This is a genomic window from Curtobacterium sp. LFS084 (assembly GCF_047977705.1).
Taxonomy (GTDB): Bacteria; Actinomycetota; Actinomycetes; order Actinomycetales; family Microbacteriaceae; genus Curtobacterium.
Genome location: NZ_JBFPFM010000059.1, coordinates 1 through 12,905, shown reverse-complemented (window position 1 = coordinate 12,905; position 12,905 = coordinate 1). Strand labels below are relative to the sequence as shown.

Below are 12,905 nucleotides of genomic sequence, written 5' to 3'. Positions count from 1 at the left end.
GTGCCGGCCCCGCCGCCCGGCGCGCTCGGGGTCCCGGACGCGGTGCCGCTGCCCGTCGACCCGTCGCCGGGCGTGCTCGTGGTGCCGGTGAGGACCACCCGCACGGCCGCCGACGTCGGCGAGAAGTTCCCGGCCGCGTCGTGCTGGGCCGCCGTGAGCGCCACCGTGCCGCCGCGGAGGGTCGAGCCGTCCGTGGCGCAGGACCACCGCCCGGACGCACGCACCTCGGTCCGGCACACCGGCGCGTGGTCGGCGTAGACCGTGAGGACGGCACCGGCCTCGCCCGTGCCGCCGATCGTGACGGGCTGGACCCGCACGCGGTCGCCGGACCGGGGCTCGGTGATCCGAGGCGCCGTCGGCGCGGTCCGGTCGAGAGTCACGGTCACCGGCGCGGAGGCCGCACTGCGGAGGTCCGAGCGGTACCCGTCGGCCGTGCTCGCCGTCTGCGTGGCCGTGACGGTGAGCCGGGCGTCGGCGCCGCCGAGGACGATGGTCCACCGGCCGTCCGCGCCGACCGTGGCGCTGCGGTCCGCCGACGACCCGGACACCGAGAGCGTGACCGTCGAGCCGGCGTGGCCCGTCCCGCTCACCGGGCCGTTCGTGGTGCGCGACGAGGTCACCACCGGCGGCACGACGACGTCGGACGCCGGGGTGCGCGCCGAGCCGAGCCCGGGGAAGCTCTCGTCGGAGACCGTGAAGACCTGCTGCGGTCCGCTGCGGACGGTCGCGAGGCACGCCCAGGAGCCGTCGTCGCCGACGGAGGCGGTGCAGCCGGTCGACCCGGTGGCGGCCGGTCCGGTCACGCGCAGGGTGTGCCCCGGTGTGCCCGCCCCGCTGAACCGCACGGTCCCGGTCGTGATGTCGCCGGGGTCGTCGATCGACGGGCGGACCGGGGGTCGGCTCGGCGAGGTGCCGGGCGGGGCCGGGGTCAGGTGGCCCTGCGGATCCGGCGTCGGTGTCGGGGTCGTCGTCGGCCCCGGGGTCGACAGTGCGAGCGACGAGGTCGTCGGGTCGGTGTCCGGCGTGGCCCGAGGGGTGTCGGTCACGGCGGTGGCGGGCGCGCTGGCGAGCGTCAGCAGGGTGGCGACGAGTGCGGCGGCCCCCGCGAGCGCCAGCGTGGTCCGGGTTCGCCGAACGGGGCCGTCGCCCCCGACGGCCCGGTCGTCCACGTTCTCCCCGCGCGCGTTCATCCGAGTCCATCCCACGTGATCGGGACGCTCGGGTCAATACGTCGAACGGATGATGTCCGCCCGCCGAGCGACACGCCGAGCAGCCCGAGCGCGCGGTGTGTGCGACTCGGGAATCGACCGTGAACCGTCGCCGTGCGGGCGGGAGGGGAGCCGGACGGTCGGTACAATCGTCCTCGGCCGTGACGCGGGCCCGACGGCCCCGTCACACCGCGATCCCGACGCGAGAAGGAGTACGCCCTCATGGACACCGGACTCATCACGACGCTGATCGTCGTCGGAGTGGTGGTGGTCCTCCTCGTCGTCGTGGGGATCTACCTGTGGGTCACCTACAACTCGCTCGTCACGCTGAAGGTCCGCGTCGACGAGGCGTGGAGCGACATCTCGGTGCAGCTCAAGCGCCGCGCGGATCTCATCCCGACCATCGTCGAGACGGTCAAGGGGTACGCCACGCACGAGAAGTCCGTGTTCGAGGCCGTCACGAAGGCCCGTGCCGAGACGCTCAGCGCCGGGGACGCCTCGAGCGCCTCCACGGCCGAGGGGCACATGCAGAAGGCGCTCAAGAGCGTGTTCGCGGTCGCCGAGGGGTACCCCCAGCTGCAGTCCAGCCAGAACTTCCTGCAGCTGCAGTCCGAGCTCGTCGACACCGAGGACAAGATCCAGTCCGCCCGACGCTTCTACAACGGCGGCGTGCGCGAGCTGAACACGAAGATCCGGGTCTTCCCGAACTCGTCGTTCGCGAAGAGCCGGGGCTTCTCCGAGGCGTCGTTCTTCGAGACCGCCGAGCCCGCGGCCATCGCCGAACCGCCGCGCGTCCAGTTCTGATCCGCCCGGAGACTGCTGCGACGTGTACAGCGCGATCGCGCGCAACAAGCGCAACACGGTCCTCATCGTCCTGGTCTTCCTGCTGATCATCGGTGCGCTCGGGTTCCTCGGCGGCTACCTCGCCGGCAACGTGTCGATCGGTGTGATCGTCCTCGTGGTCGCCCTCGGCTACGCGGTCGTGCAGTACTTCGCCGCCGGACGCCAGGCCACCGCGATCGCGGGCGGCATCGAGATCGACCGGACCACCGAGCCGCGGCTCTGGCGCACCGTGGAGAACCTCGCGATCGCCACCGGGATGCCGATGCCGCGGGTCTTCGTGATCGAGGACCCGTCGCCGAACGCCTTCGCGACCGGCCGTGACCCCGACCACGCGATCGTCGCCGCGACGACCGGGCTGCTCGCGATCATGGACGACCAGGAGCTGCAGGGCGTCATGGCGCACGAGCTCGGGCACGTCCGGAACTACGACATCCGCGTCTCGACGATGGTGTTCGGCCTGGTCGTCGCGGTCGGCCTCATCGCCGACGTCCTGCTCCGCATCTCGATCTTCAGCGGGCTCGCCGGCGGTCGGAACCGGAACAACGACAACGGCGGCACGAACCCGGTGCTGCTCGTCGCCGGCATCGTGGCGGTGATCGTCGCGCCGATCGCCGCGGCGGGCGTGCAGGCCGCGGTCTCCCGGCAGCGTGAGTACCTGGCTGACGCGACCGGTGCGATGACCACGCGTCACCCCGAGGGACTCGCCCGCGCGCTCGAGAAGCTCGGTGCGTACGGTCGGCCGATGCAGACGCAGAACTCGTCGATGGCGCACCTCTGGATCGCGGACCCGATGCGCCCCGGACTCATGGACCGGATGTTCTCGACGCACCCGCCGCTGCCGGACCGGATCGCCCGTCTCCGCGCGAGCCTCGACCGCTTCTGACCGGACGTCCCACGCCCGCGTGGCGGCCCGTGGGCCAGGAGGCGAGGGTCGGGTCCGTCCCGCGTCGCGGCCCGTGGGCCAGGAGGCGCGGGCCCAGTCCGTCCCGCGTCGGCGGCCCGTCAGACAGCCGGGTCCGGTGCCGCGCTCGCGTCGGCGGGTCGTCAGACGGCCGGGTCCGGTGCCGCGCTCGCGTCGGCGTCGTCGGCCGCCACGTGCGGCACGAGCCCGACGCCGAGCGCTCCGGCGACCGCCGCTGCAGCCGTCCCGCGGTCGGTGACCTCGACCCCGTCGAGGCCCTGCCACGCAGCCGTCCGGCGGAGCGTCTCGGCCAGCCGTTCGGCATCGAGTCGCTCGCCCGGCTCCTCCCACGCCGTGCGGACCCGCAGGACCCCGCGCTGCCGGTCGCTCTTCAGGTCGACCCGTCCGACGAGCCGGTCGTCCTGCAGCACCGGCAGCACGTAGTACCCGAACACCCGCTTCGGTGCGGGCGTGTAGATCTCGATCCGGTAGTGGAAGCCGTACATCCGCTCGGCCCGTCGCCGGAACCAGACGACCGGGTCGAAGGGACTGAGGACGGCGTCCGCCGACATCCGTCGCGGCACCCGGGCGTCGGCGTGCATCCAGGCCCGCTCGCCCCAGGACTCGACCTGCACCGGAACGAGCTCGCCGGCGGCCGCGAGCTCGGCGATCGCCCGGGCGGTGTCGTCGGACCGCAGCCGGAAGTAGTCGGCGATGTCCGCGCGGGTGCCGACGCCGAGCGCACGCGATGCCCGCCGGACGAGCTCGAGGACGGCGTCGGGGCGTGCCGGTGCCCCCTCGAGCGTGCCGGCCGGCAGGACCTGCTCGGGGAGGGCGTAGACCCGTTCGAAGCCGGAGCGACCGGCGCTCACCACGTCGCCCCAGCGGAACATCTGCTCGAGGCCGGTCTTGACGTCGCTCCACCCCCACCACGGCCCACGTCGGACGTTCGCCTCGTGCTCGACCGCGCTGGCCGGCATCGGCCCCTCGGCCGCGAGGAGCGCCCGCAGCTCGCGGCGGACGCCCTCCGTCCGACGGACCCCCTCGATCCGGTTCGGCCAGGCGTCCCGCGCCCGCAGCGCGTCCATCCGCCACCGGAAGAGCGGCAGGTCGGCACGGTCGACGAAGGCCGCCTCGTGCGCCCAGTACTCGGCGTAGGGGCCGCGCGCCGTCATGGTGCGGCGGTCGAGCGTGGCGCGGTCGTAGGCGCCGAGGCGGGCGAACAGCGGGAGGTAGTGGCTGCGCTCGAAGACGTTGACGGAGTCGATCTGCAGCAGGCCGAGCCGCGCGAACCCCGCCGTGAGGGCACGCGTCGACACCCGGTCGGCCGGCGGTTCGCCGAAGCCCTGGGCGGCCAGTGCGACACGGCGGGCCTCGGCAGCGGAGAGCGTCGTCCTGACCATGTCCCGAAGGCTACCGAGCGCCGCCGACACCCCGAGGAGACCCGTGTATGCCGCATCTGGTACCTGTCAGGACGCACATCGCTACACTCGCGGTCATGGCATGGGGCAGAAAGCAGCAACCGACGCATCCGGACCCCGTGGTCGAGGAAGCCGTCCCGACGGGCATGCGCATCGCCGGCGCGTGGTCCTGGCGGATCCTGGTCGTCATCGGCGTGATCGCGGTCTTCATCTGGCTGATGACGATCTTCAGCCAGATCCTCATCCCGTTCCTCGTCGGCATCGTCGTCTCGGCGCTGCTCGTGCCGATCTCGAACTGGATGCAGCGTCACCACGTGCCGAAGTGGCTCGCGGTCGTGATCAGCCTGCTCGGCGGGCTGGCGGCGATCGGTGCCCTGGTGTGGCTCGTGGTCGACCAGATCATCGCGTCCTACCCGTCGCTCCGCGACCGCACGGTGGAGCAGTACGCGAACATCAAGGACCTCGTCCTGAACTCCGGCCTGGGCATCACGCAGAGCGACGTCAACGGCTGGTTGAACGACGGCACGAAGTGGCTGCAGGACAACAGCGCGTCGATCCTGTCCGGGGTCGCGAGCGCGGGTTCCGGTGCCACGCACGTGTTCGAGGCGCTCTTCATCATCCTGTTCACCACGATCTTCCTGCTCATCGACGGCAAGAACGTCTGGCGGTGGGCCGTCCGGCTGTTCCCGAAGAAGGCCCGCGCGACCGTCGACGGTGCCGGGGTCGCCGGGTGGATCACCCTGACGAGCTTCATCCGTGTCCAGATCTTCGTCGCGTTCGTCGACGCCGTCGGCATCGGACTCGGCGCGTACATCGTCGGCCTGTTCTTCGGCGGCATGCCGCTCGTGATCCCGATCGCGGCCTTCGTGTTCCTCGGTGCGTTCATCCCCGTGGTCGGCGCGATCGTCACCGGCTTCCTCGCCGTCTTCGTCGCCCTGATCTTCAACGGTCCGCTGGCGGCGGTCCTCGTGCTCGGCGTCGTCCTGCTCGTCCAGCAGATCGAGGGCCACATCCTGCAGCCGCTCGTGATGGGCAACGCGGTGAAGGTGCACCCCCTCGCGGTGGTCCTCGGGGTCACCGCGGCCTCCGGGCTGGCCGGCATCGCCGGGGCGTTCTTCGCCGTGCCGCTCATCGCGACGGTGAACACGATGGTGATGACGATCGCGAGCGGTCGCTGGCGGGGACTCGACTCCGAGCACGTGCTGGAGGCCACGCCGAAACGCGGGCAGCACGGGCAGCTGCAGCTCATGCGACGACGTCGGCACAAGGTCGGCGACGAGGTCCCGGCACCCGGCAGCAAGCCGCAGGCCACTGCGGCTGAGGGAACGGCCAGCACCAACTGACGTCACGGGTTCGTCAGGAGCGCCCCGAACGACGATGATGGACCCGTGACCGACACCACCACGCCGCTGATCCCCACGCTCGACGACATCGAGAAGGCTCGCGTGACGATCGCCGGGGTCGCTCGCGTCACGCCGATGGAGACCTCGCAGTTCCTCGCCGAGGTCCTCGGGTCGCCGGTCCACCTCAAGTGCGAGAACCTGCAGCGCACCGGGGCGTACAAGGTCCGCGGCGCGTACAACCGCCTGTCGACGCTCACCGCCGAGCAGCGGGCCGCCGGCGTCGTCGCCGCGAGCGCCGGCAACCACGCGCAGGGCGTCGCCCTCGCCGCGCGCGAGCTCGGGATCCCGGCGACGATCTTCACCCCGGTCGGTGTCGCCCTGCCGAAGCTCCAGGCCACCCGGCACTACGGCGCCGAGGTCGTCCTGCGCGGGCACTCCGTGGAAGAGGCCCTGAGTGCGGCGAAGGACTTCGCGAACCGGACCGGCGCCGTGTTCATCCCGCCGTTCGACCACCCCGCGGTCATCGCCGGGCAGGGGACCCTCGGGCTCGAGATCCTCGAGCAGGTGCCGGACGCCGACACCGTCGTCGTGCCGATCGGCGGTGGCGGGGTCATCTCCGGGATCGCCCTCGCCGTCAAGGGCATCGCCGAGCGCACCGGTCGCAGCATCCGCGTCCTCGGGGTGCAGGCCGAGAACGCCGCCGCCTACCCGAGCTCGATCGAGGCCGGTGAACCCGTCACGGTGCACACGAAGCCGACGATCGCGGACGGCATCGCGGTGGCGCGGCCGGGCGACCTGAACTTCCCGATCATCCGCGACCTCGTCGACGACATCGTGACCGTGTCCGACGACGACGTCGCCCGCGCGCTCCTGGTGCTCCTCGAGCGGGCGAAGCTCGTCGTCGAGCCCGCCGGCGCCGTCGGTGTCGCGGCGATCATGTCCGGCGCCGTCCGCGACACCGGGCGCACGGTCGTCCTGCTCAGCGGCGGCAACATCGACCCGCTCATGATGGAACGCGTCATCACGCGCGGTCTCGTCGCGGCGTCGCGGTACATCGGGATCCGGATCATGCTGCCGGACCGTCCGGGGCAGCTCGCCCGGGTCTCGCAGGTCATCTCGGAGGCCGGCGCGAACGTCGTCGAGGTCCTCCACACCCGCCACGGCCAGGGGCTCGTCATCAACGAGGTCGCGCTGGACCTGTCGATCGAGGCCCGCGGACCGGAGCACGCGCAGGAGGTCATCCAGCGCCTCCGCGAGGTGGGCTTCCGGCCGGAGCTGCTGGAGCACTGACACCTGTCACCCCATGACAGGAGGCGCGGGGGGGGGGGGGGGCGGCGCGGCGGGGGAGGGGGGGGGGGGGGGGCGGGGGGGGGGGGGGTGCCCCCCCCCCCCCTCCCCCCCCCCCGGGGGGGGGGGGCCCCCCGCCCCCCCCCCCCCTCCTGTCATGGCAGAGGGTGCGTCTACGGCTCGTAGCGCTCGACCTTGGTGACCTGGACGGCGATCTCCTTGCCGTTGGGCGCCGTGTAGGTGGTCGTGCCGCCGGCGCGCAGGCCGACGATGGCCGCGCCGACCGGGCTGACCGGGCTGTAGACGGTGAGGTCCGAGCCCTCGCCGACGATCTCGCGGTTGCCGACGAGGAACGTCGACTCGTCACCGGCGATGACGGCGGTCACGACGGTGCCGGGCTCGACCGTGCCGTCGAAGTCGGCTTCGCCGACGGTGGCGTGCTTCAGGAGTTCGGTGAGCTGACGGATGCGGGCCTCGATCTTGCCCTGCTCGTCCTTGGCGGCGTGGTAGCCGCCGTTCTCCTTGAGGTCGCCCTCTTCGCGGGCGGCTTCGATGCGGTTCGCGATCTCCTGGCGACCTTCACCGGACAGCGTCTCGAGCTCGGCCGTGAGGCGGTCGTGCGCCTCTTGCGTCAGCCACGTGACCTGGGTGTCGTTGCTCATGGTGATTCCCTTCAGCATGGAACGAGACCGGCCGGTGTGGCCGGTCTCGTCCGCGAATCACAGCAGTCTAGGGAACCCAGCAGTCGTGGATCAAGCCGGTCACGCCCCGTGACACGGTGTTCACAGGGGTGCTGATGCTGCGCACGCGTTGATCGGATGCGGGCACCCGGATCTCGCGCCACCCGACGATCGTGTACGACTTGTCGAGGACCTGGACGGCGCACTTCGCGACCGTTCCGGGGTCGACCGAGATCTGCGTGTGCACCACGACCTCGTGGTCGGAGACGACCTGGTACCCGACGTCGTCGGTGTCGAGTCCGTGGCTGGTCTGCCCGGGGCCGGCCCAGATCACCCAGACGATGAAGACGAGGGCGACGGCAGCGGCGGCGACGATGCCGATCAGCCGGGTGCGGCGGGCACGCCCGGGGGTGCGGCCGTAGCGGTCGTCCAGCGTCGCGGTGGTGCCGGCGGAGGGCTGAGGTGCCGATGGGTGCTGCGGTTCGGACAGTTCGGGGCTCCCGGGGTGATTATCCTGATCCCAGGGTAGTTCACGTGATGCTGTGTGCTGCCACGCGACCAGTGAGGAACCCCAGTGCCGTACCGCCTGTTGGCCGTCCACGCCCATCCCGACGACGAGTCGAGCAAGGGAGCGGGGACCGCGGCGAAGTACGCGGCCGAGGGCAACGAGGTCCTCGTGGTCTCCTGCACCGGCGGCGAGGCCGGTGACATCCTCAACGAGCAGCTCGGCGAGCCCGCCACGACCCGCGCGCACCGCGACATGGCCGGCTACCGGCGCACCGAGATGGCCGGAGCCCAGGCCGCGCTCGGCATCGACCACCTGTGGCTCGGCTACCACGACTCCGGACTGCCGGACGCCGACAAGGGCGAGACGGTCCGGCCCGGGACCTTCTCCACCGTGCCGCTCGAGTACTCGACCGAGGCGCTGGTGCGGGTCATCCGTCGGTTCCGCCCGCACGTCCTCGTCACCTACGACGAGAACGGCGGCTACCCGCACCCCGACCACATCCGGACGCACGAGGTCTCGGTCGCCGCCTGGACGGCCGCCGCCGACCCGACCGCCTACCCGGACGCTGGGCCCGCCTGGTCGATCGCGAAGCTCTACTACGAGCGCACGATGAACCCCCGACGCTTCCGGACGGTCTTCGCGGCCCTGCAGGAACGCGATCCCGACAGCCCCGCGGTGGAGCAGCTCCGCGAGTGGGTCGAGCGGTTCGCCGACCGGCCCGACCTCGCCACCACCCACGTCGACGTGCACGAGTACTTCGACGCGCGGGACGCGGCGCTCCGGGCGCACGCGAGCCAGGTGCCGCCGGACAGTGCCTTCTTCTACTGGCCGAACGACCTCCTCGCGACGGTGTGGCCGACCGAGGACTACCAGCTCGTCGAGGCACGCGTGCCGACCGAGCTCCCCGAGTCCGACCTGTTCGCGGGGATCCCTGCCGACAAGGACACCACTGCGTGAGCACCATCCACGCGGCACTCGCCGCGACCCCCAGCCCGAGCCCGACCTCGACCGTCCCCGACGTGGACGTGACGCCGGGCGTCGCCGGCTTCATCGCGATCGCGGTCGTCGCGATCGTGACGATCCTGCTCGTCATCGACATGACCCGCCGCATCCGGCGGACGCGCTACCGCGCCGAGATCCGGGAGCGGCTCGAGGCCGAGGCGAACGGCACCGCGACGGGGCCCGACGGTGTCGGGCGTGACGGCGTCGCGACGGACGAGCCGGAGCGGCGCGCGGCCGAGGACGGCCGGGCCGACGTCGGGGACGACACCGAGCGCGGCTGACGCGACCGAGTCTTCCCGCGCCGCCGCCCGTGCCGGGGTACCTGGCGTGACCGGGCGTACCTTGTCGTTCGTTTCGACGGACTACGCCCGAATCGACTAGCTACCGCGCCCGCTCTGGGTGGAAACGAGCGCGGGGCGGGCCGGGCGTGCGTGACGGAGGGGAGCCGCGCCTCCCGTGCCACGGCGTACCTGGCGGGAACGGGCGTACCGGGTCCTTCGTTCCGACCGACTACGCCCGATTCGACTTGCTACCGCACCTGTCATGGGTGGGAACGGGCGTAGCCGGCGGAAACGGGCGTACCTCGAGGATTCGTGCGTACTTGGCAGGAGCGGGCGTACCCGGTCCTTCGTATCGACCGACTACGCCCGATTCGACTTGCTACCGCAGCCGACATGGGTGCAAACGCGCGCGCCTGGCGGGAACGGGCAAACCTGGCGGGAACGGGCGTGCCTGGCGGGATCGGGCTCACCAGGTCTGCACGGACGACTCGGCACGCCCGGGACGACCGGGCACCGCGAGTGTCGTGGTGACCGCCGACCGTCGCGGTCAGCGCACCGGGTCCAGCGCCACGATGAGCACGCCCGCCCACTGGGCCGCGAAGGCGACGACGGTGAGGGCGTGGAACACCTCGTGGAAGCCGAACACCGTCGGGGACGGGTTCGGGCGCTTGAAGCCGTACACGAGCGCGCCGAGCACGTACGCGAGCCCGCCGGAGAGCACGAGCACCGTCATCGGCACGCTGGCCGCGAAGAACTGCGGCAGCAGCCCGAGCGCCGCGCAGCCGAGGACGAGGTAGATCGGGACGTAGAGCCACCGTGGCGCGCCGATCCAGAGGACGCGGAACGCGATGCCGAGGGCCGCGCCGGACCACATCACCCAGAGCACCACGATCATCAGGGTGTGCGGCAGGGCGCAGATCGCCACGGGTGTGTAGGTGCCTGCGATGAGCAGCAGGATGTTCGTGTGGTCGATCCGCTTCAGCACCGCCTTGACCTTCGGGCCCCACGGGAAGCGGTGGTACGTCGCCGAGACGCCGAACATGGCGAGCGACGTCGCCATGAACACCGCGCTGCCGACCTTCGCCGCGGGGGAGCCAGCCAGGGCGATGAGGACGACGCCCATCGCGATCGCGAACGGGAACGCCCCGAGGTGGATCCATCCGCGCCAGGCGGGCCGGGGCTCGGGCGTGCCGGCGGCTGACCGTCCGGCGACCGTGCTCTGGGCCTCGTCGGTGAAGGGGACGTGGGGGAGGGTCCCGGTGTCGTGCTCGGCCTGCATGGTCCGACCGTAGGGCCAGATGCCGAACGAACGCCGAACACGTCCGGACCTCCCGGCGAACGCGGTCCGCTCCGAGGTCGGGTGCACTATGTTCGATCCGTGACCGGCAGGGTGGGATGGGCAGGACGAGGGATCCTCTACCGCGCCTACCAGAGCCGGATCCGTCGGCAGATCGACGGCTCGGCGATGCCGAAGCACGTCGCCATGATCGTGGACGGCAACCGGCGCTGGGCGAAGCAGCTCGGTCTCGAGTCCGCCGCGCACGGGCACCGGGCGGGCGCCGCGAAGATCCCGGAGTTCCTGACCTGGTGCGACGACCTCGGCATCGAGGTCGTGACGCTCTACCTGCTGTCCTCCGACAACCTGACCGGCCGCGGTGGTGAGGAGCTCGAGCAGCTCGTCGGCATCATCGCCGACCTCGCGGGCACCCTCGCGGACCACCGTGACTGGCGCGTGCAGCACGTCGGAGCGAACGAGGGGCTCCCCGGACCCCTCGTCGAGGCGCTGTCCGCCGCGGAACGACGGACTGCCGACCACACCGGCCTGCACGTGAACCTCGCGGTCGGCTACGGCGGTCGCCGCGAGATCGCCGACGCCATGCGCAGCATCGTCCGTGCGCACGGCGAGGGCGGCGGCACGCTCGACACCCTGGCCGAGGTGCTGACGCCCGAGCTCATCGGCGACCACCTGTACACGCAGGGGCAGCCGGACCCCGACCTCGTCATCCGGACGTCGGGCGAGCAGCGGTTGTCGGACTTCATGCTGTGGCAGAGCGCGCACAGCGAGTTCTACTTCGTCGAGGCGTTCTACCCGGACCTGCGCGAGGTCGACTTCCTGCGGGCCGTCCGCGACTTCGGGTTGCGGTCGCGGCGCTTCGGCGGCTGACGACCGGACCGCGCGCTCCGTCCCCGGGCACGTCCTGTCGGGCCCTGCCGTCGTCTGGCACCGGTGCGCGGACCGGACCGGGTACGGCCCGTCCTCGCTGATCCCAGTAGACTCACAGGGTTTTCGTCCCACGGAAGGTTGCCCCTGTGAACATCGCCGAGTATGCCTCAGGCTTCGCCGAGGAGCCCGGCTACCTCGACCACGCCGCGTTCGGCCCCGTGCAGACCGCGGTCCTCGAGGAGCAGCGCGTGCTCGGGACGATCCAGGAGCACATGCGCTTCGGTGCCATGGAGACGCTCGACGAGCAGGACGCACGCGTCCGGACCGTCGCGGCCCGCTTGGTCGGCCGGCGCGAGGACCAGGTCGTCTCGCAGACCGCGACGACCCCCGGGCTCCTGCACACCGCGTTCGGGCTGACCGGCGGGGTGCTCGTCTCCGCCGACGAGTACCCGTCGCTGCCGTTGGCACTCGCGAGTGCGGCCTCGGCGACGGGCGGGCGCGTGCAGCCGGTCGTGATCGAGTCCGGTGCCGGGTGGATGACCCCGTCGCTCATCGAGTCGCGCCTCACCGACGACGTCACCGCGGTCGCGCTCTCGCTCGTCGACTGGCAGACCGGCTACCTCGCCGACCTCGCCGCCGTCCGCGAGGTCATCGGCGACCGCCTCCTCATCGTCGACGCGATCCAGGGCTTCGGCGTGGTGGACGCTCCGTACGAGGTCGCCGACGTCGTCGCCACGGGTGGCCAGAAGTGGTTGCACGCCGGCTGGGGCACCGGGTTCACGGCGTTCAGTGACCGCGCGCTCAACCGGCTGCGCCCCGCGTTGTCCGGCCCGCACGGGACGTTCGGGTGGCCCACCGAGGTCCCCGCCGTCCGCCCAGGTGCCGCCGGGTTCCAGATGACCCGGATCGACCCGGTGGCGCAGGCGCGCATGGCGGTGTCGCTCGACCGGCTCGTGGCCGTGGGCGTCCCTGCCGTGCAGGAGCGCGTCGCCGACCGCGTCGAGCGCGTGTTCGACATCGCCGACGAGTTCGGCCTGTCCGTCGAGTCCAGCCGCGACCCGCGCGAGCGGGCCGGCATCGTGGTGCTCCGGCCGCCGCAGGGGCGCCTCACCGCGCTGTCCGCCGCGTTCCACAACCACGGGGTGACGGTGACGACGCGGCTCGGGGTCGCGCGGGTCTCGGTGTTCGCGTCCACGACGGACGAGACCCTCGACATGTTCCGCGACGCCTGCCTCTCCTACGCCACGATGCAGTAGCGGCGCGGGCG

Annotated in this window: 12 protein-coding genes and 1 pseudogene; 8 read left to right on the top strand and 5 right to left on the bottom strand. The window is 72.1% G+C overall.

What is annotated here, in order from left to right:
- Positions 1-1,190 (bottom strand): annotated as a pseudogene (locus ACNQOV_RS17540) (hypothetical protein); the annotation flags it as partial.
- A 240-nt stretch (positions 1,191-1,430) separates the two neighbouring features.
- Between ACNQOV_RS17540 and ACNQOV_RS17535 the strand changes: the two are divergent.
- Both ACNQOV_RS17535 and ACNQOV_RS17530 read left to right on the top strand, forming a co-directional pair.
- Complete coding sequence (locus ACNQOV_RS17535; protein ID WP_402264661.1) at positions 1,431-2,012, top strand: LemA family protein; 582 nt, start codon at positions 1,431-1,433, stop codon at positions 2,010-2,012.
- Positions 2,013-2,034: 22 nt separating this feature from the next.
- On the top strand, positions 2,035-2,934 hold the full coding sequence (locus tag ACNQOV_RS17530) for a M48 family metalloprotease (RefSeq protein WP_402264658.1): 900 nt from the start codon (positions 2,035-2,037) through the stop codon (positions 2,932-2,934).
- Between the two features lie 161 nt (positions 2,935-3,095).
- Here ACNQOV_RS17530 and ACNQOV_RS17525 read toward each other — a convergent pair whose 3' ends face one another.
- A complete protein-coding gene (locus ACNQOV_RS17525; RefSeq protein ID WP_416396151.1) occupies positions 3,096-4,355 on the bottom strand; it encodes a winged helix-turn-helix domain-containing protein in 1,260 nt (419 codons plus the stop codon).
- Positions 4,356-4,450: 95 nt separating this feature from the next.
- On the opposite strand from ACNQOV_RS17525, the gene ACNQOV_RS17520 reads away from it, so the two are divergent.
- Together ACNQOV_RS17520 and ilvA are read left to right on the top strand one after the other, a co-directional pair.
- Positions 4,451-5,716 (top strand): AI-2E family transporter, encoded by a 1,266-nt coding sequence (locus ACNQOV_RS17520; RefSeq protein WP_049973540.1) that lies wholly within the window; start codon positions 4,451-4,453, stop codon positions 5,714-5,716.
- A 45-nt stretch (positions 5,717-5,761) separates the two neighbouring features.
- The gene (gene ilvA / locus ACNQOV_RS17515; protein WP_022907929.1) at positions 5,762-7,006 is read left to right on the top strand and encodes a threonine ammonia-lyase; all 1,245 of its coding nucleotides are present in this window, start codon (positions 5,762-5,764) and stop codon (positions 7,004-7,006) included.
- Positions 7,007-7,176: 170 nt separating this feature from the next.
- Here the strand turns inward: ilvA and greA are convergent, their stop codons facing one another.
- Both greA and ACNQOV_RS17505 read right to left on the bottom strand, forming a co-directional pair.
- Positions 7,177-7,665 (bottom strand): transcription elongation factor GreA, encoded by a 489-nt coding sequence (gene greA / locus ACNQOV_RS17510; protein ID WP_416396149.1) that lies wholly within the window; start codon positions 7,663-7,665, stop codon positions 7,177-7,179.
- 67 nt (positions 7,666-7,732) lie between these two features.
- Complete coding sequence (locus ACNQOV_RS17505; protein WP_022907931.1) at positions 7,733-8,284, bottom strand: DUF4307 domain-containing protein; 552 nt, start codon at positions 8,282-8,284, stop codon at positions 7,733-7,735.
- On the opposite strand from ACNQOV_RS17505, the gene mca reads away from it, so the two are divergent.
- Positions 8,258-9,148 (top strand): mycothiol conjugate amidase Mca, encoded by an 891-nt coding sequence (mca, locus tag ACNQOV_RS17500; protein ID WP_402264650.1) that lies wholly within the window; start codon positions 8,258-8,260, stop codon positions 9,146-9,148. The two genes, ACNQOV_RS17505 and mca, sit on opposite strands and share 27 nt — an antisense overlap.
- Positions 9,145-9,474, top strand: coding sequence for a hypothetical protein (locus ACNQOV_RS17495; RefSeq protein ID WP_022907934.1), 330 nt, complete (start codon positions 9,145-9,147; stop codon positions 9,472-9,474). The genes mca and ACNQOV_RS17495 overlap by 4 nt, the downstream gene beginning before the upstream one ends.
- A 547-nt stretch (positions 9,475-10,021) precedes the next feature.
- Here ACNQOV_RS17495 and trhA read toward each other — a convergent pair.
- Positions 10,022-10,753: a PAQR family membrane homeostasis protein TrhA gene (gene trhA / locus ACNQOV_RS17490; protein ID WP_416396146.1), complete on the bottom strand. Its 732-nt coding sequence runs from the start codon at positions 10,751-10,753 to the stop codon at positions 10,022-10,024.
- Positions 10,754-10,852: 99 nt separating this feature from the next.
- Between trhA and ACNQOV_RS17485 the strand changes: the two genes are divergently transcribed.
- Both ACNQOV_RS17485 and ACNQOV_RS17480 read left to right on the top strand, forming a co-directional pair.
- Positions 10,853-11,638 (top strand): isoprenyl transferase, encoded by a 786-nt coding sequence (locus ACNQOV_RS17485; RefSeq protein WP_031262986.1) that lies wholly within the window; start codon positions 10,853-10,855, stop codon positions 11,636-11,638.
- Between the two features lie 146 nt (positions 11,639-11,784).
- Positions 11,785-12,894, top strand: coding sequence for an aminotransferase class V-fold PLP-dependent enzyme (locus ACNQOV_RS17480; protein WP_416396143.1), 1,110 nt, complete (start codon positions 11,785-11,787; stop codon positions 12,892-12,894).
- Positions 12,895-12,905: the final 11 nt, after the last annotated feature.